Below are 23255 nucleotides of genomic sequence, written 5' to 3'. Positions count from 1 at the left end.
TCAGTTGCCTCATTTAGCCTGGAAATACGCGATGGTGACCACCGCGCGAATAGGATGTCGATGACGCAAGCGTCAAAAAATCGTAAAGCTATCAGTGAGACCCGGATGCCAGGTGGGCTGGCGCGCCTCTTCAGCCAGGAAGCTGGACTGGTATTCAGCGTGATGCGGCGGGAAGAGAAAAAGTGAGACCGCTTCCACGCGGCATACAGAGAGTAATCATAGACTAAGATGTTGCAGTCGCAGGGCGGCAGGCGGTTCAGGCGCATTAATTTGCGTTAATTGCTCTGAATCGGCCTCTGGCAGGGGAAAATCATGGGGGGCTGGCCCAGAAAATCCTGCCGGATGGCGCGGATTCACTATAAGCTTAAGCGCGATCGCGCAGGTCACGCTGGAGGATCTGCGGCGCTGAACATTTCAAAAGGATATTACGTGAGGAAACGCGTTCTGTTAGTCACGCTGCTGCTATTGGTTTCCGCCTGTTCTAACCGGGTCGGACATCGGCTGGACAACCGTAATCTGCAGCAGATTCATGCGGGTCAGACGACCAAAGCCCAGTTGATCGCGCTGTTTGGTCAGCCTGACAGTGAGACGCCTTACCCGGACGGTCAGCGGTTGCTGAAGTTGACCTACAGTGAGGCGCGCACCCTGAATACCACCGAAGGGCAGACGCTGACCGTGCAGATGAAGAATGACAAAGTGCTGAACTATGCGCTGAGTAAGAGTTAATGACCTGCTGTGGCGGTGCGGGACCGCCACAGCAGGTCGCCGGTTACGGCATGCCGTTGGGCTCTGCATCCCCGCTAATGGGACGCGGCTGCGCCAGACGGGCGAAATCAGAACCGGCAGGATGCTGGTAAATCTGCAATTCAAATAACCGGGCCATGGCATAGATATACTCAAAAATTGCCGCCTGGGTATTTTCATAATCGGCCCAGAAAATGGATGAGGTGAAGCAGTAGATTTCTACCGGCAACCCATCCGGCGACGGTTTCAGCGGCCGCACCACGATATACATCTCTTTCTTAATATCATCACGCTGGGCCAGCCAGGCACTCAGGAATTTACGGAACACCATGAGGTTAGTGATGCCGTTCTCCATAAACCAGCGGTCGCCGACGGCATTGATATCCCGTCCATCCAGCAGCTCAGTGATCGTTTCGCCCGCGAGGCGGATCTGGCTCATCGCCTGCAGCATCTCCTGATTCACAAAGCTGATCGATTTCTGGTCAAGATAAAAGCTGCGCATGATGCGGCGCGCGCCCGAGGAGAACATCGCCTGCCAGTTGGTGTAGGTTTCGGTCAGGAAGTTCTTGGTCGGGATACGCGAAATGGTGTTATCCCAGTTGCGGATAGTGATGGTATGCAGCGCAATATCGATCACCTCGCCGCTGATATTTCTGTCCGGCATCTCAATCCAGTCGCCCAGTTGCAGCACATCGTTGGAGGAGAGCTGAATATTCGCCACCAGCGACAGCAGCGTATGCTGGAAGATCAGCATCAGCACCGCGGCGACCGCACCCAGCGAGGAGATAATAATCGCGGGCGACTTGTTGGACATAATCGCCAGAATCATGATCGCAGCGATAATATGCACCAGGATTTTGCCAATCTGGATATAGCCCTTGATCGAGTGATTCTTGCGCTTCGATTTGCGTGAGTAGGAGTTGTTAACAATCTCCAGCACTTCGTTGAAGAAGATCGACAGATAGACAAAAAACAGAATGCCGCAGATGGTCTGAATCGCCACTTTCAGGTTTTCAGGCAGGCCCGGCATGAATTGCAGGAAATTGTAGACCACAATCACCGGCACAAAATTTGACAGCTTCTGAGAGAGGCGGACATCTTTATCCAGCGGAACATCTTTTTTATGACTGCTGAAAAAGACCTTCCTGATCACTTTGACGATGAAAAATTTGCAGATCAGGTGAGTGACCATCCCCGCCATAATCAGCAGCAGCAGGCTGAAGCCGATCGACAGCACCCGGTTTCCCTCAATAAAACTCATCAGACTCTGAATGTAATGCATGTTAACCACGTGCGAAAAATGTAAGGGGCGAATTCAACCACAGCACGGGGGCGCTTGTTAAGCACCGAATGCGTCCAGGCTCCGTCGGCCCCGTTTTTCTGCCGTAAACGGCGTGCTGGCTGCATCCGGCGTGTTGCGGAGAGCAGGCTTCTCTGCAACTGCACTCAGATAAATGTCTTGCTGGCCGATAACCGTTTTACCTCCTCTGATATGAGTCTGCGGACATGCTTAAAAATCTTAAAATAACTCACGGTATTCTGGCGGTGCTTGCCGTCTTTATTACGTTACTGACCCTGACCGGATTTCTGTTCTACAACGGCGTGTCAAAAGCCGACAAAAACTTCGTGGCGGCCGAGCAGCTGACGCTGCAGCAGCAGCACCTGAGCGATGCGGTGAAAACCCTGATTAAAACCCGCGTTACCATCAATCGCGTGGCAATCCGTTTCCTGAAAAATCAGCAGGACCCAAAATCCCTTGCGGCGATGGCTGCGCTGCTGGAGCAGGCGGGTCAGTCAGCGGAAAGCGCGGATGCAGACTTTAAAGCGTGGCAGGCAATGCCGCGTAAAGCAGGACAGGGCGACGCCCAGTCAACGCAGGTTCAGACGGCTTATCAGCAGATGCGTGACACTATGCTGGCCTCAATTACCTTTCTGAAGCAGGGCAACTACCCGGCGTATGGCAACCTCGAAGCGCAGGCGGCGCAGGATCAGCTCGACACGGCCTATGAGGCCTGGCGTGCGGTGAACATCCAGCTGATGAAAGATACCTCTCTGCACAATCAGCGCAGCCTGACGGATGCACTCTGGGCGCTGCTGACCATCGGCCTGATCACCGGCGTGATTGGGGTTGCTGTCTGGATAGGACTGCAGAAGCTGCTGATTAACCCGCTGGCCAGGCTGACCGCGCATATGCGCGCTATCTCGGCAGGGGATTTAACTTCTGCGATTCAGCAGGAAGGCCGCAACGAGATGGGCCAGCTGATTCAGGAGCTGCAGCAGATGCGTGATGCGCTGGTGGTCACCATTACCTCGGTCGATGACGCAACCCGCTCTATCTTCACCGGTGCAGCGGAAATTTCCGCCGGCAGCACCGATCTCTCCTCGCGAACCGAACAGCAGGCAGCTGCTCTGGAACAGACCGCCGCCAGCATGGAGCAGCTTACCTCGACGGTAAAACTCAACGCAGACAATGCGCAGCAGGCGACCACGGTCTCGAAAGAGGCGTCAGCGACGGCCCTGCAGGGTGGCGAGACCGTTGCCCGGGTGATTGCCAACATGGATCAGATCAGCGAAAGCTCGAATCAAATTGCCGGTATTATCGCCATTATCGACAGCATCGCCTTCCAGACCAATATTCTGGCGCTGAACGCTGCGGTTGAAGCCGCGCGTGCCGGTGAACAGGGGCGTGGATTTGCGGTGGTGGCGGGTGAAGTGCGCTCGCTGGCCGGACGCAGCGCCAGCGCCGCGCAGGAAATTCGCGGACTGATCGACCGCTCAGCCGAGCGGATCAAAACCGGTGCTGGTCATGCTGCGCAGGCGGGCACCGCGATGGAGAGCATCGTGAAGTCGGTGAGTCGTGTGACGCAGCTGATTGAAGAGATTGCGGCATCCTCGACCGAACAGACGCGGGGCATTGAGCAGGTCTGCATTGCGGTTTCTGAGATGGATGGGGTGACGCAGCAGAACGCCGCGCTGGTGGAGGAGTCCGCCACTGCCGCCGCCTCGCTGGAAGAGCAGGCGAGCTACCTGCGTAAAACGGTATCGGTATTTAAAACCGGCAGTCTGCATACGGCATTCTCCGCCACACCGGTTGCGAAGGCGATTGCTGTGCCAAAACGTCAGCCTGCTGCTGTGACGGACAATGAGAACTGGCAGACCTTCTGATAACGGAACGTCTGACGGATCACCGCGCACGCGACTGTGCTACGCTTTCCGGCATAAAAAAACCGCCCCTGGAGGCGGTTTTTTATTTACTCAACGCATCAGGCCGGAACGGACTGTGCCTTCTGGCTGCGGGACCAGACGCGGTGCGCTTTCATCGCCTGCGTGAAATCCGACATCAGTGCGATCTCCGCCGAGTCGCCCTGTACAATGCCTTCTTCCTGATCGGCATCTTCCAGGCCGAATTGCGCTTTAAAGCGGCGCGCGTCGCCCACCAGACCAATCACCTTGAGGTGCTTGTAGGCTTCCAGCAGGAAGTAACGGGCATCGCCGCTTAACAGCAGAGCATCGATATTGCCATTCGGCACGATGACTGCATCAAAGGTCAGAGAAGGCAGACCGGCAAAGGTGGCATCAACCGGCAGCACTGAACCGTCATCCGCGCGCACCTGGCCCATATGCGGTGCCAGCAGTTTGGCATGCACACCTTCCGCTTTCAGCGCCTGCAAAATCGCCAGCACATCAGCCGCTTTCACACCATCGCTCAGCAGCAGCGCCACCTGACGACCTTTAATCTCACCATCCGGGATAGCGTAAAGGCTCAGGCTGTCATCTTTGGTCAGGCCGTTCACCGCAGCCGGCGGCTGGAGATTGCGCTGCTCATCAGTCAGGGCAAGTCCGAGGTTATCCGCCACGCCCTGCGCCAGTTTGGTATCAATGCGTGCCAGATGATCGACCACACGCTCACGGATATAGGCGCGCGCCACTTTACTCAGCTCAAACGAGTAGGCACCAATGATGTGCTGCTGCTCAACTTCAGTCTGGCTGTTCCAGAACAGGCGCGGCTGGGAATAATATTCGCCGAATGACGGACTGCGCTCGCGCACTTTGTGGCCCTCAACCCGCTCCTGATAGCTTTCGAAGCCGCCGCCTGTTGCAGCAGGTGGCGTTTCGCGCGGCCAGTTGTCATTAATTGAGTTCGGCTCGTAGTTTGCCGGATTGGTGTCGATATCCTGACGATGCATGCCCTGACGCTGGAAGTTATGGTACGGGCAGGTCGGACGGTTGATCGGGATTTCATGAAAGTTCGGTCCGCCCAGACGACTGATCTGCGTGTCGGTATAGGAGAAGAGACGCCCCTGCAGCAGCGGATCGTTGGAGAAATCCAGACCCGGCACGATATGGCCTGGGTGGAACGCGACCTGCTCGGTTTCGGCAAAGAAGTTGTCCGGGTTGCGGTTAAGCACCATCTTGCCGACAATTTCCACCGGCACCAGGGCTTCCGGGATCAGCTTGGTGGCATCCAGAATATCGAAATCGAATTTGAACTCATCTTCTTCCGGGATCAATTGCAGGCCCAGCTCATATTCCGGGAAATCGCCCGCTTCAATCGCTTCCCACAGATCGCGGCGATGGAAATCGGGATCGCGACCGGTCAGTTTTTGCGACTCGTCCCACAACAGCGAGGCTTTACCGGCCACCGGCTTCCAGTGGAAACGGACAAAGGTCGCTTTGCCTTCGGCGTTAATCAGGCGGAAGGTGTGGATACCAAAACCTTCCATGGTGCGATAGCTGCGTGGAATACCGCGGTCAGACATCGCCCAGATGACATTGTGCATGGTTTCCGGCTGCAGAGAGACGTAATCCCAGAAGGTGTCATGGGCACTCTGGCCCTGCGGGATTTCGTTGTGCGGCTCTGGCTTCACGGCATGCACAAAGTCAGGGAATTTGTGCGCATCCTGAATGAAGAATACCGGCGTATTGTTGCCGACCAAGTCAAACACCCCCTCTTCGGTGTAGAACTTGGCGGCGAAACCGCGAATATCACGCACGGTATCGGCAGATCCTGCACCGCCCTGAACCGTGGAGAAACGCACGAAGACGGGGGTCGTCTGCTCGGGATCGCTGAGGAACTGCGCTTTAGTCAGATCTTTCAGGGAGCGATACGGCTGGAAATAGCCGTGTGCGGCAGAGCCACGGGCATGCACGATACGCTCCGGGATACGCTCATGGTCAAAGTGCGTGATCTTCTCACGCATAATAAAGTCTTCCAGCAGCGTCGGACCACGCGAACCGGCACGCAGTGAGTTCTGATCGTTGGCGATGCGTGTGCCCTGGTTGGTTGTAAGGGCGCGGTCGGTGCCGTTTTTACGGCTGGCTTCAAGCTGGTCAAGTTTGGCGTTGTGTGTCTGTGGCGCTTTCAGGCTGCCTGGGGCGGTAGGCTGCTTGCCTGGCGGGGTCGGTTCGGCTGGGGGCTGATGTGAACCATCTTTCGGTGCCAGCGATCCCAGCCCCGGCTCTGATGATTCCGGGCCGGTGGTCGGCGCGCGTTCGCTCAGGGGTTTCTTCTCGGTTTCTTTCGACATTATTCCATGCTCCAGCTGTTATTTTACGTTCGGCGACACTAAATATAGAACAACCTGAACAATACTGAGGCTAATTCGGCTATTTAACCGTCGTAACAGCGCCTGTTTCATCCGACAGCAAAACCGGGCTTATCACTGAATGCTTATTCTCGCTTCGCTTATTCATACCTTGTGCCGTCTGGCTTAGCGGCTTGTCAGCCCGCGCCTGCTATGCGGGCAACCCGTTTTGATACCACGCCAGCTTTGCCCGTTGCAGGCGCGTGTGATGTGCCATACGAGGTCACTAACCAATAAATAAAATTAATAGAGTCAGGCAAGATTTTACGTTGATATAAGAAATGTTATATCATAACATTTCATTTTGTAACGTTGACTGAGGATCTGGCTTTGACGAAACACGCAGGTAAATGGATTGGGATCGTGGGCGCGCTGCTAATCAGCCCGCAGACGCTGGCACACGGCACGCATTCACATGGCAAACCGCTGTCAGCGATGGAGCAGAAGGCGGCGGAAGGGGTTTTCGCTGACGGCGATGTGAAAGATCGTCCGCTCTCTGACTGGGATGGAATCTGGCAGTCGGTCTATCCCCTGCTGCAAAGTGGCGAACTGGACCCGGTCTGGCAGAAGAAAGCGCAGCAGGACAAGAGTAAAACGGCAGAGCAGTACAAGGCCTACTATCGCAAAGGCTACGCCACCGACGTCGATACCATTGGGATCGAAAATGGCGTGATGGAGTTCCATGTCGGCGATAAGGTCAGCGCCTGCCACTATCACTATGCAGGCCACAAAATCCTGACCTATACGTCCGGGAAGAAAGGGGTGCGCTACCTGTTCGAGTGTCAGGACGCCAGCAGCAAGGCACCGAAATATGTGCAGTTCAGCGATCACACCATCGGGCCGCGTAAGTCCGCCCATTTCCATATCTTTATGGGTAACGCGTCTCAGCAGGCCCTGCTGGCGGAGATGGACAACTGGCCGACCTATTATCCCTACCAGATGATGAATGCAGAGGTGGTGGATGAGATGTTGCACCACTGAGTGCCGTGCGGGATAGGATGACTCACGATTCAGGGCTCTTTTGCAAAGATGGCGACTGCATTCATTTACCCCGTCTGTGAAAGATATAGATCCTTGAGTTAAGTTAACTCATGAGTTAACTTAACGCCAACGGAGGATTTATGTTTGAGATAACGATACACATGGAAGCGCTCGCTGAAATTAAGGCAATGCCAGAGATGCTCCGGGCTAAGCTAGCCCGGCAAATAGATAAACTGGCTACCCGTGGAACTGATTTGAGAGAGCCTGATACCAAACCATTAGGGTCGGGTTTTTTTGAGCTCAGGGCGAAGGCAAATGAGATTGGGCGAGCGGTGTATGTTTATCAGAAAGGCAGACGTATTTTTATCCTGAAAGCTTTTGTGAAAGAGACTAAAAAAACGCCAGCAGCAGTCATGATCGCAGCGGCGCACCGTTTAGAGGAGATGTTAAACGATGAGTAAAAAATCAGTTGCGTGGACGACGGCCCGCAAAGAAATTTTATCTGATCCGGTTGTTCGCGAGCATTATGAGGCTGAGGTTCGGGCAGAGCACCTGCGCGAGCAGTTAGCCAAATGGCGGGAAAGCGCGGGAATGACCAGCGCCCAGGTCGCAGAGGCACTCGGTGTCAGTCCCTCTGCAGTCTCACGCACCGAACGTCGCGCAGATAAAGCCACAGTTGAAACACTCGCCCGCTATGCCCGCGCCTGTGGCGTTGAAAATCCTCAGATTTCCCTCTGACTGACTAAGGATGGCAGGCGTTGATTCTGGTCCTGCTATAGATTATTCCTGCCATCAAACACACTTTCTCTCTGACGCGGGATAATGCTCATCCCATCCGGCCGCCTTCATCCCACCCACACCGGGCGGCGTGAGGCGGGGATGCCGCGCACCACCCGCTGATATGACTCCTCAACCAGCTGCTGAATCAGACCTGGCGAGAGGCCGTCGCCGGGATAAACCGTAATCCAGTGGCGCTTATTCATATGGTAACCGGCAGTGATCGAGGGATAGATGACCCGGTGCAGCTCCGCCTGTTGCGGTTCGCATTTCAGGGTGATAATTGGCACGCCCCGCAGTTCGGTCAGCAGTAAAAACACTTTTCCACACACTTTAAAAACCTGATGTTCCGGCCCGAACGGATAGCCCGATTCGGCGGCGGGCAGCCTTTCAGCCGCGTCGATAGCGATGCGCTGGATCGCGTGACCCTGCATAGTCTCTCTCCCTGTCATTATTCACTCTGCCTCTGTGGCCCGCGACTGGCTGGTCGCCAGAGGCCTGTTACACTTCTGATAAGCATCAATCAGGAGCAGTCATGAAATTAGGCTTTGCATGTAAGTATCTCAACAGCGACGGCAAACAGTTTTTCCCGTTTCGCGCGACGACCCGTAAACGATTTCTGAGTTTACCGCACGCTGAACGTCATCAGCTGGTTCATGAGATCACCGTTACCAATCTCAATAATCTCTACCTGACGCTTGAGCATCTGGCTACGTTACCCGCGCCGCTGCGAATGATGCGTATCGGCAGCGATCTGCTGCCGCTTTATACGGTGCCCGAAGCGACGCCGCTGTTTGCGGAATTCCTGCCTGAACTCTATCCGCTGTTTGCCCGCTGTGGTGAGCTGGCGCGGGCGCATGACATCCGGCTTTCCTTCCATCCGGGCCAATATACCGTGCTGGCCTCCGATAATCCCGATGTCGTGGTGCGTGCTCTGGAGGATGTGGAGTATCACACGCTCTGCGCCTGTCTGATGGGCTACGGCAAGACCTTCCAGGATTTTAAAATCAACATCCATATGAATGGTAAGGCAGGATTCGACGGCTTTAAACAGTCATTTAATCAGCTCAGCCCGGAGGCACGGCTGATGCTGACGGTGGAGAATGATGAGATCTCCTGCTCGCTGGATGATGTGCTGCAGGCGGCATCGCTCTGTCCGGTCGTGCTGGATATCCACCATCACTGGGTGAAAGAGAGTGAGTTTATTCAGCCGGATGACGCGCGTGTGGCCAGGGTCATCGACTCCTGGCGCGGCGTGCGACCGGTGCTTCACTATTCGATTTCACAGGAGGGGATGATTCCCGAACAGGGCTGGCCCGATCAGCAGCAGCTGGGCGTGAGCAAAAGCAAACTGCGGGCGCACTCAGACTTCTTCTTCAATCCGACGCTGAATGGCTGGGCGTTGTCGTTTCAGGCTTTCGACATCATGTGTGAAGTGAAAATGAAAAATCTGGCGCGGGAACCGCTTTATCAGTGGGGGATAGCGCAGAAGCTGATAAGGAATCCCCTGGCCGAAGCGACCAGGGAATCGGCAAACGTTAAATAATCGCCACGCCGCCCGTGACGGCGATGGTCGCCCCGGAAATGTAGCTGGCTTCATCACTGGCCAGCATCACATAGGTGGGTGCCAGCTCAGCAGGCTGACCGGCACGCTGCAGAGGTACTTCACTGCCAAAGTTTTTCACCTGTTCAACCGGCATGGTCGACGGGATCAGCGGTGTCCAGATGGGACCGGGTGCGACCGCATTGGCACGGATGCCTTTCTCCGCCAGCAGGGCTGCCAGGCCACCGGAGAAGTTAACGATGGCGGCTTTAGTCGCGGAGTAGGCGAGCAGTTTCGGTTTCGGCTGGTCAGCATTGATCGAGGCTGTATTAATGATCGACCCGCCTGCAGGCATATGTTTAGTGGCCGCTTTGGTGATGTAAAACATCGCGTACAGGTTAGTCTTCATCGTCCGATCAAACTCGTCGTCACCGATCTCATCCAGCGATTCGCGCGTCATCTGATACGCCGCGTTATTCACCACAATGTTAATTTCACCAAAGGCTTCAACGGCTTTATCGACCAGCGCGTTGCAGTGTGACGCATCGGTAATGTCGCCAGGCACCAGGACGGCTTTCTGACCGGCGGCCTCAACCAGTCGGGCGGTATCCTGCGCATCCTCATGCTCATCAAGATAAGAGATCAGCACGTCAGCACCTTCCCGGGCAAAAGCAATCGCCACGGCCCGGCCAATGCCGGAATCGCCGCCGGTAATAATCGCTTTTTTACCCGCCAGACGGCCTGAACCCTGATAACTCTCTTCACCATGATCGGGCTGTGGCTGCATCGCGGCGGTACTGCCAGGCCACGTCTGCTGCTGCTCTTCGAAAGGGGGTTGTGGACGCTGAGTGGATGACATGACGACTCCTCCATAAAAAGATGGGAAAAACCTGTCAGGGCATCGTTCCCTGACAGGCGGGCAATTAAGGTTTCGGTGGCGTGATGCCGTCAATCTGCTCTGACTGCGCACCGGAGCCGGGACGTGCATTGCCGAGCAGCGGCTCATCACCCAGAATCTCGGGCTGCTGTTTCGCGCTGAACTGACCATGACCATCGTAAGCCGGGCCACTGCTCCAGCGTCCTTCCGGCAGCGGTTTATCCAGTGAGGTATTCAGGCAGTAGTAAGAGTGCTCCTGCGCCTCATGTTCCTGCGGGAAGCTGTTCGGGATCGGCAATGATGCGTTCAGGCCACCCATCTCTTCGATTACCGCCAGCCACTGCTGCTGGTGCATGGTGTCACGGGCGATCAGGAAGGAAAGGAAATCCTTCATGCCTTTATCTTCGGTCATGTTGTAGAGGCGGGTGGCGAGGACGCGGCCGGTGGCTTCTGCAGTGACGTTAGCCAGCATATCGGCGGCTACGTTGCCGGAGGCGTAGATGTGGCTCATGTCAAACGGCATGCCGTTGGCGTTCACCGGCATGGCTGCCAGACCGGAAGAGAGAATATGGCGCGGATTCATGCCGCCCAGAATCGCATTAACCACCGGATCTTTCGCTGACGCTTCCTGATAAGAGAGCGGTGCGCCTTCAAGGTTCAGCGCTACGGCATAGCCCAGCATTTCGATATGGCTCAGCTCTTCGGTGGCGGTAGAGATCAGCAGATCCCGAATCCGCGCATCACCCCGCGCGCCCATCGCCTGGAAAAAGTATTGCATCGCTACACGAATCTCACCCTCGACGCCGCCGATGGCCTGCTGTAACAGCATGGCAAACTCTGGATCGGGCTTCTCTACACGAACCGGGAATTGAAGTTTTGATGAATGATGAAACATGGTTATTTTCCTCGTCTGTGTTTGCAGTGGATGCAGAAAAAGCCTGGACACAGATATCGGATAAATAAAGCGAACCGAGAGCAATTAATCGCAATTTAAGGTGAAATAAGCGGCAAAAAAGGTGAATAGTAGAGCTATATGTGGCCCGGCAGGGCAGGCAATGCGTGAGATGAAAAAGAGGCGGGTGATGCAGTGCAGCAGAAATAAAAAAGCCCCTTTAAAAGGGGCCGATTCCGTAGTGGAAAAGCATCCGTGCTAATTCGCGTTCCGTCATAACAGACACAGGTTTTTAGCTTTCGCTGGTAGCCGTTGCACGCTGCAGAACATGTTCAAGAGCCTGACGGTAAATATCCTGCTTAACCACATCGCGCTCGCTCTCCAGGCGGTGAATCAGGCCCAGCACAATGTCTTTATCGGAGACATGGGCTTTGGCTCGCGCGAGTTCAGTATGGACCGCGGCGATGACCTGTTTTTCAGTGGTCAGCGCTGTACCAGAGTTCATGAAGTAATCAGAAATCTGAGACTCTGTATTCATCGTTGTTTGCATGTCAGGCCTCATAAGAAATTGGGGAGGAATGCGTCGATTCAGATCCGGTAACCGGCTGACGCAAAAAAATTGCATCTGAAGGTGGAAATCCACAACACCTTCAGATGCGGTGCAAAGCACCCTCGTTACAAGTGATTTAACATCACGAGATAAAGTTATACAAAGACGGCAAAGTTGTACAATAGAATTTGACAAAAAATCACTGGTCAGAGGTGTTGAGGGGCAGGCAGACAACGGAAGTGTGTCGGGTTTTTAGTGTTTATATGATTTAATTCAGAGAGTTAAAGGATTATTTTTGCAGGGTGAGAGCGTCCGCTGGTGCGTAACGCCTCTTCTTTGCGGCTCTGCAAAAATGATACAACAGCGGTTCAGGCAGTTATTTCAGCAAAAAAACCTGTACAGCCTGTACAGGTTTTTTGCGCAGGAAAAGCAGACAACGCAACACGGCTGCTGCAATCCTGTCCGCCTGACAGGTCATGCCACATAATTCACTTCCCACGCCTGATGCAGAAGGCTAAGGTTGAGCCCTTATTCATCACAAGGAAATGATCATGGTTCACGACTATTTTGCGATTCCGCCTGCGGGCGTGACGCAGGAACAACATAAACGTTCAGTGGCTGTGGCAGCGGCGCTGTCAGTGGCAAAGGAGTCAGTCAGCGCTTCAACATCAGCAACCGGTTCAAAAGCTTCCTGGGACCTGCAGGCCGTGGCGAATGAAATTGGTAATCTGGCTGATGCGATTCAGGATGCGCTGGAGAGTGATAGCCAGGCTTAAAGACTAACCCGCAGCGCCTCAGGCTGCTGCCGGGACGGGTCAGAAGATGGCAGTGTTCAGGAGCCGGTAACGTCCGGTGAGCGGACGCTGCCGGAAAGTCCTATTCCATCGCGGGTGGCTCATATTTAATATACTGACGCAGGGCGTCATGGATTGCCTGATTATTGCCTTCCTCCAGACCGCGTTCGGCATATTCTTTCGCCAGCGCGGCCAGCACATCGTCAAACTTCCCTTTGTAGTTGAGATTATTCAGCGCAATTTGCTGACCGAGTATCGCTTTTAATACCGTGGTCTCAACCGTTAACTGCGCAACGGCTTCTTCCAGATGTTTAATTCGATCGTCGTCTGCCATAACTCCTCCATGCCTTAAAAAAAGCAGAATAACCAGCCCGCTCTGAATATTCAAACCTCGGCAAATGCCACAGAGACGTTGTCAGATTTTCCTTAAGTAAAAATAATCAGCGGGTGAATTTATAAGATTAGTTACTGAAAGAAAAAAACGCTGATATTCCCGTGCTGCGGCAAAAGTAACCCGTTTCCGCTTACTCGCGCAGCAGTAAGAAAAAAGAGGGTTAAAAAAGTGCATTACCATCAACTGCTTTACTTAAAAATGTTCCGTGTCACTTGATTAAAAGGGGGATTAGCCATTACTGTATTTATATACAGTAATCTGAGCAAGGAGTGAAATTGTGGAATTCATTAAACCTGCGGACATTCGCGCCGTTATGCCTTTACCGCTTTATATCGAACGTGTGCCGTGCGGATTTCCCTCTCCGGCGCAGGATTATGTCGAACAACGTATCGATCTCAATGCGCTGATGGTGCAGCATCCCAGCGCCACCTATTTTGTCCGCGTCAGCGGCGAGTCGATGATTGAGGCGGGCATTAATGATGGTGATATGTTGGTGGTTGACAGCTCGCTCACCGCCTCACATGGCGATATCGTGGTGGCCGCCGTCGACGGTGAATTTACCGTTAAACGTCTTCAGCTTCATCCCTGCCTGCAACTGATGCCGATGAACACCAAATTTAAACCGATCGCTATCCAGACCGAAGATGCGCTGGAGGTATTTGGTGTTGTGACCTTTGTTATTAAATCGACGCACTGACCATGTTCGCGCTGGTCGATGTGAACTGCTTTTATGCGTCGTGCGAAACCGTTTTCCGGCCCGATCTGAAAGGCAAACCAGTGGTGGTGCTGTCGAACAATGACGGCTGTGTGATTGCGCGCAGCGCCGAGGCAAAGAAAGCCGGTATAAAAATGGGCGCGCCCTATTTTAAAATGCGCGAAGAGCTGACGCGTCACGCGGTACAGGTCTTCAGCTCCAATTACGCGCTTTATGCCGACATGAGTGAGCGGGTGATGACCATCCTCGAAGAGATGGCACCCTCGGTGGAGATCTATTCGATTGACGAGGCGTTTATGGATCTCACCGGCGTGCAGAACTGCATGGCGCTGGAGACCTTTGGCCGGCAGGTCAAACAACGGATCCGCAAAGAGACCCATCTGACCGTCGGCGTCGGCATTGCCCAGACCAAAACGCTGGCCAAGCTGGCGAATTTTGCGGCTAAAAAGTGGAGCAAAACCGGTGGCATTGTTGATTTATCGGACCCCGAACGACAGAAAAAGCTGCTGGCACTGATTGATGTGGCTGACGTCTGGGGCGTGGGGCACCGGATCGGCAAACGGCTCAACGCTATGGGCGTCATAACGGCGAAAGATCTGGCCGATCAAAGCACCGAATCCATTCGCAAACAGTTCAGCGTAGTGATGGAGCGCACCGTCAGAGAACTGCGTGGCGAATCCTGCCTGGAACTGGAGTCAGTGACACCGGATAAGCAGCAAATCATGTGTTCCCGTTCGTTTGGCAGCCGCATCTCCGACTATGACCAGATGCGCGAAGCCGTCTGTTCCTATGCGGAGCGCGCGGCAGAGAAACTGCGTCGTGAGAATCAATACTGCCGTCAGATAGGCGTATTTTTGCGCACCAGCCCGCACGCGACTGACGAACCCTTTTATGGCAATCAGTCTATAGAGACGTTGCTGATCCCGACGCAGGACACCCGCGACATCATCAATGTTGCAATGGCGTGTCTGGATAACATCTGGATTAAGGGATATCGCTATATCAAGGCGGGCATCGTGCTGGGGGATTTTTTCAGTCAGGGCGTGGCCCAGCTTGATCTGTTTGACGAGCATCAGCCGCGCCGCAACAGCCAGGAGCTGATGCAGCTGATTGATACAATTAACAAAACCGGCAGTGGAAAACTGTGGTTTGCCGGGCAGGGGATCAATAAGGCCTGGGCGATGAAGCGCGAGATGCTGTCGCCTGCCTATACCACACGGGTAACGGATTTGCCGGTAGCTGCGGTGAAGTAGGCGCGGCTCCGGCTTCCTCTGTTGCTGACGTAGCAGCGTCTGTTAAAAGCTTTTTTTATCACGCGATTTAAGTAACAGGAAGTTATGCTTTACCTGGCTCGATGTGTAGTTTTTCATCGGGCATTTTAAAAAAATAACCAGGTAAATATAATGGATTTCAGAGAGTTTGAAGCCAGAGTGATGCTCTGGCCTGCAATACATTTCACAGCAATCATTCAATCCCGCCACCACGACGACTATGAGATTTATGTGGTCGACGACAACAGCAATATAAAAACCCGACTCTTTTTATGTTTTGCTGACAATGAGCACCACGCCAGTCTGCTCATTAAGCAGTTTATGTTATGGCTAATCAAAATAAACGCCCAGCAACGCAGGCAGCAACGGGCAGAGCGCCGCAAAGAGACCGCGTTATTATCTGAGTGAATCGTGACCGGTTCGCCCTGTAACCTGTGTCGGGTTTCAGGACACAACCGGTTACTTCCCTGGATCATCAGGCGACAGAAACGGATATCCGTCAGTGCCAGACCGCTGGTCGATCGCCGCTATCTATACTTGTTACCCGTGCCTGGGATAGAATCCGGGCTGATTCTGACAGGAACGAACTTCCCAGACCGGTAACAATGATCACAACAGCGACAGTGCAACAAAACAAAGAGCGGGGACGTCCCAGAGAGTTCGATATTGAACAGGCTCTGGATCACGCCATGATCGTTTTCCGACAAAAAGGGTATCACGCCACATCAATAAGCGATCTGGGCGAGGCGATGAACCTCTCCGCAGGCAGCATCTATAAGGCCTTTAAAGATAAGCGCTCGCTCTTTGTGCTGGTGTTTGAACGTTATCTGTTACTCAGAAATACCGAGCTGCGCCGTCGTCTGGCAACCTGTGTCAGCGGACGGGAAAAAATAACTGAGCTATTGCAGTTCTATCTGGACTCGGCGCGTGCCATTGAAGGGCGGCGCGGCTGTCTGGTCGTTGCCAGCGCCATTGCTCTGCAGACGATGGATCAGGCGCTGGCGCAGCGCATTGATGAGGTGGTTCGGCGTAATCAGCGCTTCCTGGTCTCGCTGCTGGAGCTGGGGCAACGGGATGGCTCAATCGATAATACGCTGGACAATGAAGCGGCAGCCGGTTTAATCCTCTGCATTGCATACGGAATGCGGGTTGCAGGCAAGGTCAGCGATGTGACCAATGAACAGCAGACGCTGGCGCTGGCATTAAAAGTACTGGGGTAATCGTTACGGGGCGGGTCAATACACCTGCATTTCTCCGCCCGCGTTTTTCGCACAGAGAAAGTTTGCAGTACGCTTTTCCCGACGCTGTTTATGTGCCAGGCTTTTACGTTTTATTCTGTAGCGTAATAATTAAGGTCTGCTTCGTGAAAACCTCAATCTTACTGACACTCGTAGCCGCTATTGGCTGCTCTGTTTTTGCTGCCCAGGGGGGATTTGAAACCCGCGCAGCGAAACACCCGCTGCAACAGCAGGTGACAGAAAGCGGAGAGCCGCTGACGCACTAACAGAAGTCGCTGGCAGAGAGCGTCCGCTGCTTAACGACCAAACAGCAGGCTGATGAGAGCATGGTAGTGGCGCTCTTCTTCCTGTGTAGACGCTGTTTCCAGCCGACGAAGAAGTTTGGTGCAGATCGATTTACGGTTTACGTTCCCGCCCGCATGCAGAATTTCCACCACCACCTGGCCCAGCGTTTCCTGCTGTGAGGGCAGGCTTGCCGCATTAAAATAACGGGCAATATCGTCTGCCGTCCGCGGCAGTCTCTGGTTCGGGTACATAGGTGATTTCCTGTCAGGTGATGGAAAAGCGATCGGTTCGCGGCAAAGTTATACAAAAAAAGTGAGCCTGTACAGCTATTTCAGCGCAGAAGAGGGAAGTTTTTGTGCTATTTACATAGCACTTAGCGATAAACAGGGAAATACAAAACTGACGTGGAGCTGAGAAATGCTGAAGGGCACCAGGCAAGGCCTGGCACCCTGAACCGACGGCGTCATCCTTCAGCACATTAACGATAATCTTTAAGGTAAACCGGCGCCTGTCCGGTCTCGACCAGCCAGTTTAATTCGGCGCGGTCGCGCGTCGAGGCCTTGATAAAGCCTTTGAGCCAGTTGCGTGCATCAGCAATCTGCGCGACGCGCTCATCGCTGCGTTCGTTTTCAGCCATCTCACCCAGCTGGCGAATCAGTGATACCAGTGTAATCTCCTGCTCTTCAAACGCCAGATTGATTGCAGCTTCACCAAGAATCATATGACCGATTGATTTATCATGGTAAACCATCAGCGACCTCCTGATTGAATAACGAAATGAATAGTCTAGTTAAAGGCAATCCGGACTAAAAGATCGGAAACCGCCGATAAAGGCAGTTGAAGTTATTAAAAATAAAATGAACCTTTAAGCGAAGCGATAACTGTCTGATAATAAAGAATAAAAGCAGATATCTGTTTTACGGGTAAATCATATTGAGCGATTAAGCTGGTTAAAAAAGATAAAGGCTGCCTGAAATTCAGATAAGTAATAAGCAGGTGAATCACGATTACTGTCATGCCGCCTGCCATATTATTGCCGAGGAATAACGGATATTTCTGATTAAAACCGGCAGGTGGCGGGGAACCTCGTGGGTGCCACATGTCGTGCTAAGCGCAGGCAAAAATAAAGCCGCCCATGGGCGGCTTTATTTACTGAACGATAGCGCCAGGTTTATTTCTTCGGTACTTCAGAGACCGCTTTAACGTCCGCTTTGTTAATCTGCTGCTTCACGCCATTGGCGTCAGTGTAAGCCAGCAGGCCGGCATCTGACTCAGAAGGCTTGCCATCACTAATAATGGTGCGTCCATCGTTAGTCTGAATCGCATAACTGGTACGGGTGCAGCCGGTTAATACGGTCATACCAATCAATGCGGCGAGAGGTAAAATCAGCGCTTTTTTCATCTTATTCACCTTATATTAGTTGTCGAGTTCACTCATATTACTGATCTCATTGCGATTGATCTGCTCAGTTTTTCCTGTCTGAGCATCGCGATAAGAAACCAGGCCAGTATCTGAATCGATCTGCGGTTTGCCATCAGTGACAATGGTGCGGCCATCAGTGGTCTTAATCGACTGATTCGAGGCGCAGCCTGCCAGCGTACCTAAAGAAAGCGCCAGCAAAGCAATGGCTGACAGGGATTTCATTTTCATTTTTTTCAACTCCATGAAGTATAACCAGACGCTTACAGCATAGACGGCTTTATAGAGTTTGCTGGGCCTGCCACGCTTCGCTGCCGATTTTTTAGACAAAAAAGGGGGGTGTAGCGATTATTTGCGGGAGTGACGGCGGGAAATAGCATTTATTGCAAATGAGCATGGCTGTTTATGCCGTTTCAGCAGAGGCATTACCAGGCCGGAATAAAAGTGACGCCAATGTGGGGAAATAAGCACGGCAGCCAGAGCAGATATTGTTCGTTAAAGCCAGAGTCGCCCCAGGGGTAATCATCTGCACCAGCGTTAACCGCTGATCATGTCCGCTGGCCCGATACCCTGATGACTACCGGGCCAGTGAAGAAGGGGATCAAAGAATGGAGTCTTCGCCGGCTTTGGCTGCCGCTTTTTCCGCTTTCATGGCGCTGACCGGGTCGGATGCGCTCAGCCAGCGGTCAAATTTCTGGTAGGTGTCGATAAAGGTTTTAAAGTAGCTGCTGGCGACGGTGGCATTCTCTTTATGGTTCATAAACGCCACGGCCAGCTTAAATGCATCTTCGTTATCAAATTTCATGTTGGTTTTCCTCGCTTAAGATCTATAGAGCGTAGCCTGAGAACGCGGCCTGTGCATTCAGACAACCGCCTGAAAACGCGCAATAATTCAGGCTGCCTGACAGCATCCACCAGATTGGCGCGGATTCCCACTTACTTCGCGCAAAATCCTTCTTATAATGCCAGCTTCACTCATAAAGGAGACCCGCTTATGTTGAAAGGATTAACCGTTGCCGCGGTGCTGCTGCTCTCGGGCTGTAGCCTGATGCATAAACAGCCACCGTCGCCGCAGACCCTGCACTATCGCTGCGGAACTCTGCCCCTGACCGTGACGCTGGATGAGGCGAACGAGCAGGTGAGCTTCATCATGGATGGCCAGCCCCTGACGCTGAAGCAGACGGCATCCGCCTCCGGCGCGCGCTACAGCGACAACACCTATGTGTTCTGGTCCAAAGGAAACGGCGCATTTATCGAACGTAACGATAAAATCGTCGTGAATGATTGTGAGCTGCAACCTGCCAGCTGACTCTTTATCTGAAAAGGCGAGCATTATGAGCGACAGCGAAACGCTACACACCATTGCCCATCTGCGGCGCGAATATACCCGCGGCGGATTGCGTCGTAAGGATCTGCCGGATGATCCGATAGCCCTGTTTGAACAGTGGCTGAGCCAGGCGTGTGAAGCAAAACTGCCCGATCCCACGGCAATGACCGTGGCCACCGTGGATGAGCAGGGCCAGCCGTGGCAGCGCATCGTGCTGCTGAAACACTTTGATGCGCAGGGCATGGTGTTTTACACCAACCTTGGCAGCCGCAAAGCGCTGCAGCTGGCGCACAATCCGCGCATTTGCCTGCACTTCCCGTGGCACTACCTGGAACGTCAGGTAATGGTGCTGGGCGAAGTGGAAAAACTGTCGCCGCTGGAGGTGCTGAAATATTTCCACAGCCGCCCGCGCGACAGTCAGATTGGTGCCTGGGTGTCGAAGCAGTCGAGCCGGATCTCTGCCCGTGGCATTCTGGAAGGGAAGTTTCTTGAGCTTAAGCAGAAGTTCCAGCAGGGCGACGTGCCGCTGCCCAGCTTCTGGGGTGGCTACCGGGTGAAATTTCACACAGTAGAGTTCTGGCAGGGAGGCGAACATCGCCTGCACGATCGTTTCATCTATCAGCGCGATCACGACGGCTGGAAAATCGACCGTCTGGCACCCTGAATCTGCATGATTTCCCCCTATCAGCGCTGGCACAGAAGGCGTCAGCGCTTTATGCTATAGCCCTCATTTTTTTCGATTCCGCAACTCAGCGGAAAGCTGTGTACCAGCATAGGTGCAGTCTGATCAATTTGGAGTCAGTGATGACCAGCAGTAACCTGATACAACAATTGCAGGAGAGGGGCCTTATCGCCCAGGTGACGGATGAAGACGCGTTAACAGAGAAACTGGCGCAGGGGCCAATTTCGCTCTATTGCGGCTTTGACCCCACTGCTGACAGCTTGCATTTGGGCCATCTGGTACCGCTGCTCTGCCTGAAGCGTTTTCAGGATGCCGGCCATCAGCCGGTGGCGCTGGTCGGGGGTGCAACCGGCCTGATTGGCGACCCGAGCTTTAAAGCCGCAGAGCGTAAACTTAATACCAGCGACACCGTCAATGAATGGGTTGAGAAGATCCGCCAGCAGGTGGCACCCTTCCTCGACTTCGATTGCGGCAGCAACAGCGCAATCGCCGCCAACAACTACGACTGGTTTGGCAGCATGAACGTGCTGACCTTCCTGCGTGATATCGGCAAACACTTCTCCGTTAACCAGATGATCAATAAAGAAGCGGTGAAGCAGCGTCTGAACCGTGACGATCAGGGCATCTCCTTTACCGAGTTTTCCTACAATCTGCTGCAGGGCTATGATTTCGCCTGCCTGAACGAGCGTCACGGCGTATCGCTGCAGATTGGCGGTTCCGATCAGTGGGGTAACATCACCTCCGGTATCGACCTGACCCGTCGTCTGCATCAGAACCAGGTCTTTGGCCTGACCGTTCCGCTGATCACCAAGTCTGACGGCACCAAATTCGGTAAAACCGAAGGCGGCGCAGTCTGGCTCGATGCGAAGAAAACCAGCCCGTACAAGTTCTATCAGTTCTGGATCAACACCGCGGATGCCGATGTCTATCGCTTCCTGAAGTTCTTCACCTTCCTGAGCATTGAAGAGATCAACGCGCTGGAAGAAGAGGACAAAAACAGCGGCACCGCACCGCGTGCGCAGTATGTGCTGGCTGAGCAGGTAACGCGTCTGGTGCATGGCGAAGCGGGTCTGTCGGCAGCGAAGCGTATTACGGCGAGCCTGTTCTCTGGTTCCGTGAGCGACATGACTGAAGCGGATTTCGAGCAACTGGCACAGGATGGTATGCCAACCATCACCCTGGGCGCTGAAGACGATCTGCAGCAGGCGCTGGTGAAAGCAGAGCTGGTGCCGTCACGCGGTCAGGCGCGTACCATGATTGGCTCCAACGCCGTTTCTCTGAACGGTGAAAAGCAGTCTGATGCGGAATACCGCTTCAGCGACAGCGACAAACTGTTTAACCGCTTTACGCTATTGCGTCGCGGCAAGAAACATTACTGCCTGATTAACTGGCAGTAAGATTTCAGGGCCGGTTTCCGGCCCTTTTTTATGGCAAGGCAGGACAGGGCAAACAAGTGAAAAATATTTTAGCGATTCAGTCGCACGTTGTTTTTGGTCACGCCGGTAATGCGGCGGCTGAGTTTCCGATGCGTCGCCTGGGGGCAAACGTCTGGCCGCTGAATACCGTTCAGTTTTCCAACCATACGCAATATGGCCACTGGACCGGCACGGTGATGCCTGCCACGCATTTAACCGACATCGTTAAAGGCATTGCAGACATTGACCGTCTGAAGACCTGCGACGCGGTGCTGAGCGGCTATCTGGGTTCGGCAGAGCAGGGCGAGCAGATTCTGCAGATTGTTCAGCAGGTCAAAGCGGCTAACCCAAATGCCTGGTACTTCTGCGATCCGGTGATGGGTCACCCCGAGAAAGGCTGCATCGTGGCACCCGGCGTCGCGGAGTTTCACTGCAAGATGGCGATGCCGGCCAGCGATATTATTGCCCCGAATCTGCTTGAGCTGGAGATGCTGAGCGAACGCACTGTCACCGACGTCGACGCGGCAGTCGACGCTGCACGGGCGCTGATTGCCCAGGGACCACGCGTGGTGCTGGTGAAGCACCTGGCGCGTGCGGGGCGTCGCAGCGATCGCTTTGAGATGCTGCTGGTAACGGCGGAAGACGCCTGGCACATCAGCCGTCCGCTGGTCGATTTCGGCGTCCGTCAGCCGGTCGGCGTAGGCGATCTCACCAGCGGTCTGCTGCTGGTGAATCTGCTGCACGGTAAATCATTGCAGGATGCGCTGGAGCACGTCACTGCGGCGGTCTATGAGGTGATGCTGAAAACCCATCAGATGGGCGAGTATGAGCTGCAGCTGGTGGCGGCCCAGGATGCCATCGCCAGTCCGACGCAGCACTTCACGGCAGAAAAGCTGTAACGCATCAGGGCCGGTTAACCGGCCCTGTTCACTCAGGCTAAGCCTTCCGCTTTCAGCGCCGCCTGCACCGCAGGACGCTCCGCGACCCGATCAAACCACGCCTCCAGCGCCGTAAAGCCGGACAGATCCAGTCCCAGCGCTTTTGCCCAGCGCGTCACCACAAACAGATAGGCATCCGCCACGCTGAAATGCATCCCCGTCAGCCACTGTCTGTCACGCAATGACGCATCGACATAACGGAATTTCGCTTCCAGCTGACTGCGCGTCTGCGCTTTCACCTCGTCGGAATAACCCGGGCGAAACAGCGGCCCAAAGCTTTTGTGCAGCTCGCTGCCGATGTAGCTGAGCCACGCCACGGTGTGATAACGCGTCAGGCTACCGACCGGAGCCAGCAGATGGCGATCGGGCTTCAGGTCAGCCAGATACTGTACAATGGCAACGCCCTCTGTCAGCACGCTGCCGTCGCTGAGCTGCAGCGCGGGCACCTGGCCTTTAGGGTTAATCTGGCGGAAATCATCGCCCCGCTCAGTGAGTTTTGTGGCCAGATCAACATTCACCTGAGTGAAGTCGAGACCGCATTCGCGCATGACAATGTGGGGAGAGAGAGAGCAGGCTCCTGCTTTGCAAAACAGTTTCATGACCATGTACTCCTTGTTGCAATGGGATCACAGCATAGTAAAGGCTCAGAGGGAGATTACCAGTGATAAGGTTCAGGGATCGATGAGGGCAAAAGGTCAGCAGTAAAAATCCGCCTTCATAGAAGGCGGCTTTGTTTTCCGCCCCATAGGGGCGTACTAAGTTCGGACTCTTAGAGCCCTCTCTTCACACCTCATGAAGCGACAGTTGTTTATCTTCAACTTCATGCT

The 23255-nt window shown here is 54.0% G+C and carries 30 protein-coding genes; 17 read left to right on the top strand and 13 right to left on the bottom strand.

Features of this window, described 5'->3' with window-relative positions:
- The first annotated feature begins 60 nt into the window (after positions 1-60).
- Positions 61-186 carry a hypothetical protein gene (locus F3I44_RS24165; protein WP_255467298.1) on the top strand — a complete coding sequence of 42 codons (126 nt, stop codon included), beginning with the start codon at positions 61-63 and terminating at the stop codon, positions 184-186.
- Between the two features lie 243 nt (positions 187-429).
- On the top strand, positions 430-726 hold the full coding sequence (locus tag F3I44_RS21850; protein ID WP_150019635.1) for a hypothetical protein: 297 nt from the start codon (positions 430-432) through the stop codon (positions 724-726).
- 43 nt (positions 727-769) lie between these two features.
- Here the strand turns inward: F3I44_RS21850 and F3I44_RS21845 are convergent, their stop codons facing one another.
- Entirely contained in the window at positions 770-2026 is a 1257-nt protein-coding gene (locus tag F3I44_RS21845) for a mechanosensitive ion channel family protein (protein ID WP_150012886.1), read from the bottom strand.
- 224 nt (positions 2027-2250) lie between these two features.
- On the opposite strand from F3I44_RS21845, the gene F3I44_RS21840 reads away from it, so the two are divergent.
- Complete coding sequence (locus tag F3I44_RS21840; protein WP_150012888.1) at positions 2251-3909, top strand: methyl-accepting chemotaxis protein; 1659 nt, start codon at positions 2251-2253, stop codon at positions 3907-3909.
- A gap of 98 nt (positions 3910-4007) precedes the next feature.
- Here F3I44_RS21840 and katE read toward each other — a convergent pair whose 3' ends face one another.
- Positions 4008-6272: a catalase HPII gene (gene katE / locus F3I44_RS21835; RefSeq protein WP_150012890.1), complete on the bottom strand. Its 2265-nt coding sequence runs from the start codon at positions 6270-6272 to the stop codon at positions 4008-4010.
- A gap of 387 nt (positions 6273-6659) precedes the next feature.
- Here katE and zinT point away from each other — a divergent pair, with 387 nt between their 5' ends.
- The 3 genes from zinT to F3I44_RS21820 all read left to right on the top strand — a co-directional run bounded on the left by zinT (position 6660) and on the right by F3I44_RS21820 (position 8048).
- Complete coding sequence (zinT, locus tag F3I44_RS21830; RefSeq protein ID WP_150012892.1) at positions 6660-7310, top strand: metal-binding protein ZinT; 651 nt, start codon at positions 6660-6662, stop codon at positions 7308-7310.
- A 140-nt stretch (positions 7311-7450) separates the two neighbouring features.
- Positions 7451-7771: a type II toxin-antitoxin system RelE/ParE family toxin gene (locus F3I44_RS21825; protein WP_150012894.1), complete on the top strand. Its 321-nt coding sequence runs from the start codon at positions 7451-7453 to the stop codon at positions 7769-7771.
- Positions 7764-8048: a helix-turn-helix transcriptional regulator gene (locus tag F3I44_RS21820; protein WP_150012896.1), complete on the top strand. Its 285-nt coding sequence runs from the start codon at positions 7764-7766 to the stop codon at positions 8046-8048. Before F3I44_RS21825 ends, F3I44_RS21820 begins: the two co-directional genes overlap by 8 nt.
- Positions 8049-8155: 107 nt before the next feature.
- On the opposite strand, the gene F3I44_RS21815 is transcribed toward F3I44_RS21820, so the two are convergent.
- Positions 8156-8521 (bottom strand): MmcQ/YjbR family DNA-binding protein, encoded by a 366-nt coding sequence (locus tag F3I44_RS21815; protein ID WP_150012898.1) that lies wholly within the window; start codon positions 8519-8521, stop codon positions 8156-8158.
- Between the two features lie 101 nt (positions 8522-8622).
- Between F3I44_RS21815 and F3I44_RS21810 the strand changes: the two genes are divergently transcribed.
- On the top strand, positions 8623-9633 hold the full coding sequence (locus F3I44_RS21810) for a UV damage endonuclease UvsE (protein ID WP_150012900.1): 1011 nt from the start codon (positions 8623-8625) through the stop codon (positions 9631-9633).
- Here F3I44_RS21810 and F3I44_RS21805 read toward each other — a convergent pair.
- The 3 genes from F3I44_RS21805 to F3I44_RS21795 form a co-directional block, all read right to left on the bottom strand.
- Positions 9626-10489 (bottom strand): glucose 1-dehydrogenase, encoded by an 864-nt coding sequence (locus F3I44_RS21805; RefSeq protein ID WP_135908952.1) that lies wholly within the window; start codon positions 10487-10489, stop codon positions 9626-9628. The genes F3I44_RS21810 and F3I44_RS21805 overlap by 8 nt on opposite strands.
- Positions 10490-10553: 64 nt before the next feature.
- On the bottom strand, positions 10554-11402 hold the full coding sequence (locus tag F3I44_RS21800; RefSeq protein ID WP_150012902.1) for a manganese catalase family protein: 849 nt from the start codon (positions 11400-11402) through the stop codon (positions 10554-10556).
- 289 nt (positions 11403-11691) lie between these two features.
- Positions 11692-11949: a biofilm development regulator YmgB/AriR family protein gene (locus F3I44_RS21795; protein ID WP_150012904.1), complete on the bottom strand. Its 258-nt coding sequence runs from the start codon at positions 11947-11949 to the stop codon at positions 11692-11694.
- A gap of 551 nt (positions 11950-12500) precedes the next feature.
- On the opposite strand from F3I44_RS21795, the gene F3I44_RS21790 reads away from it, so the two are divergent.
- Positions 12501-12725 (top strand): hypothetical protein, encoded by a 225-nt coding sequence (locus F3I44_RS21790; RefSeq protein WP_033732545.1) that lies wholly within the window; start codon positions 12501-12503, stop codon positions 12723-12725.
- A 100-nt stretch (positions 12726-12825) separates the two neighbouring features.
- Here F3I44_RS21790 and F3I44_RS21785 read toward each other — a convergent pair whose 3' ends face one another.
- Entirely contained in the window at positions 12826-13077 is a 252-nt protein-coding gene (locus F3I44_RS21785; RefSeq protein WP_033779254.1) for a hypothetical protein, read from the bottom strand.
- Between the two features lie 337 nt (positions 13078-13414).
- Between F3I44_RS21785 and umuD the strand changes: the two genes are divergently transcribed.
- The 5 genes from umuD (at position 13415) to F3I44_RS21760 (ending at position 16627) form a co-directional block, all read left to right on the top strand.
- A complete protein-coding gene (gene umuD / locus F3I44_RS21780; protein ID WP_013357748.1) occupies positions 13415-13834 on the top strand; it encodes a translesion error-prone DNA polymerase V autoproteolytic subunit in 420 nt (139 codons plus the stop codon).
- Positions 13835-13836: 2 nt separating this feature from the next.
- Positions 13837-15105 carry a translesion error-prone DNA polymerase V subunit UmuC gene (gene umuC, locus F3I44_RS21775; RefSeq protein ID WP_150012906.1) on the top strand — a complete coding sequence of 423 codons (1269 nt, stop codon included), beginning with the start codon at positions 13837-13839 and terminating at the stop codon, positions 15103-15105.
- A gap of 150 nt (positions 15106-15255) precedes the next feature.
- On the top strand, positions 15256-15531 hold the full coding sequence (locus F3I44_RS21770) for a hypothetical protein (RefSeq protein ID WP_150012908.1): 276 nt from the start codon (positions 15256-15258) through the stop codon (positions 15529-15531).
- Between the two features lie 281 nt (positions 15532-15812).
- A complete protein-coding gene (locus tag F3I44_RS21765; protein ID WP_223811731.1) occupies positions 15813-16343 on the top strand; it encodes a TetR/AcrR family transcriptional regulator in 531 nt (176 codons plus the stop codon).
- Positions 16344-16486: 143 nt separating this feature from the next.
- Positions 16487-16627 carry a hypothetical protein gene (locus tag F3I44_RS21760; RefSeq protein WP_223811730.1) on the top strand — a complete coding sequence of 47 codons (141 nt, stop codon included), beginning with the start codon at positions 16487-16489 and terminating at the stop codon, positions 16625-16627.
- Positions 16628-16657: 30 nt separating this feature from the next.
- On the opposite strand, the gene ycgZ is transcribed toward F3I44_RS21760, so the two are convergent.
- The 5 genes from ycgZ to F3I44_RS21735 all read right to left on the bottom strand — a co-directional run bounded on the left by ycgZ (position 16658) and on the right by F3I44_RS21735 (position 18871).
- Positions 16658-16897: a regulatory protein YcgZ gene (ycgZ, locus tag F3I44_RS21755; RefSeq protein ID WP_150012912.1), complete on the bottom strand. Its 240-nt coding sequence runs from the start codon at positions 16895-16897 to the stop codon at positions 16658-16660.
- 227 nt (positions 16898-17124) lie between these two features.
- Positions 17125-17397 (bottom strand): hypothetical protein, encoded by a 273-nt coding sequence (locus tag F3I44_RS21750; RefSeq protein WP_150012914.1) that lies wholly within the window; start codon positions 17395-17397, stop codon positions 17125-17127.
- Positions 17398-17817: 420 nt separating this feature from the next.
- Positions 17818-18048, bottom strand: coding sequence for a YgdI/YgdR family lipoprotein (locus F3I44_RS21745; RefSeq protein ID WP_010245445.1), 231 nt, complete (start codon positions 18046-18048; stop codon positions 17818-17820).
- A 15-nt stretch (positions 18049-18063) separates the two neighbouring features.
- Positions 18064-18297, bottom strand: a complete 234-nt coding sequence (locus F3I44_RS21740) for a YgdI/YgdR family lipoprotein (protein ID WP_010245442.1) — start codon at positions 18295-18297, stop codon at positions 18064-18066.
- Between the two features lie 370 nt (positions 18298-18667).
- Positions 18668-18871, bottom strand: coding sequence for a hypothetical protein (locus F3I44_RS21735; protein WP_061062381.1), 204 nt, complete (start codon positions 18869-18871; stop codon positions 18668-18670).
- A gap of 189 nt (positions 18872-19060) precedes the next feature.
- Here F3I44_RS21735 and F3I44_RS21730 point away from each other — a divergent pair, with 189 nt between their 5' ends.
- The 4 genes from F3I44_RS21730 to pdxY all read left to right on the top strand — a co-directional run bounded on the left by F3I44_RS21730 (position 19061) and on the right by pdxY (position 22389).
- Positions 19061-19375, top strand: a complete 315-nt coding sequence (locus tag F3I44_RS21730; protein ID WP_150012916.1) for an MliC family protein — start codon at positions 19061-19063, stop codon at positions 19373-19375.
- 25 nt (positions 19376-19400) lie between these two features.
- The gene (gene pdxH, locus F3I44_RS21725; protein WP_013357759.1) at positions 19401-20057 is read left to right on the top strand and encodes a pyridoxamine 5'-phosphate oxidase; all 657 of its coding nucleotides are present in this window, start codon (positions 19401-19403) and stop codon (positions 20055-20057) included.
- A 140-nt stretch (positions 20058-20197) separates the two neighbouring features.
- On the top strand, positions 20198-21472 hold the full coding sequence (tyrS, locus tag F3I44_RS21720) for a tyrosine--tRNA ligase (protein WP_150012918.1): 1275 nt from the start codon (positions 20198-20200) through the stop codon (positions 21470-21472).
- 56 nt (positions 21473-21528) lie between these two features.
- Complete coding sequence (pdxY, locus tag F3I44_RS21715) at positions 21529-22389, top strand: pyridoxal kinase PdxY (RefSeq protein ID WP_150019634.1); 861 nt, start codon at positions 21529-21531, stop codon at positions 22387-22389.
- Positions 22390-22421: 32 nt separating this feature from the next.
- On the opposite strand, the gene gstA is transcribed toward pdxY, so the two are convergent.
- Positions 22422-23027, bottom strand: coding sequence for a glutathione transferase GstA (gene gstA, locus F3I44_RS21710; protein WP_150012922.1), 606 nt, complete (start codon positions 23025-23027; stop codon positions 22422-22424).
- Between the last annotated feature and the right edge of the window lie 228 nt (positions 23028-23255).

This window comes from Pantoea sp. F_5 (assembly GCF_008631595.1).
GTDB classification, from domain to species: domain Bacteria; phylum Pseudomonadota; class Gammaproteobacteria; order Enterobacterales; family Enterobacteriaceae; genus Pantoea; species Pantoea gossypiicola.
Note: the sequence above shows the minus strand (reverse complement) of the source record. Positions and strands in the feature narration are given on the sequence as shown.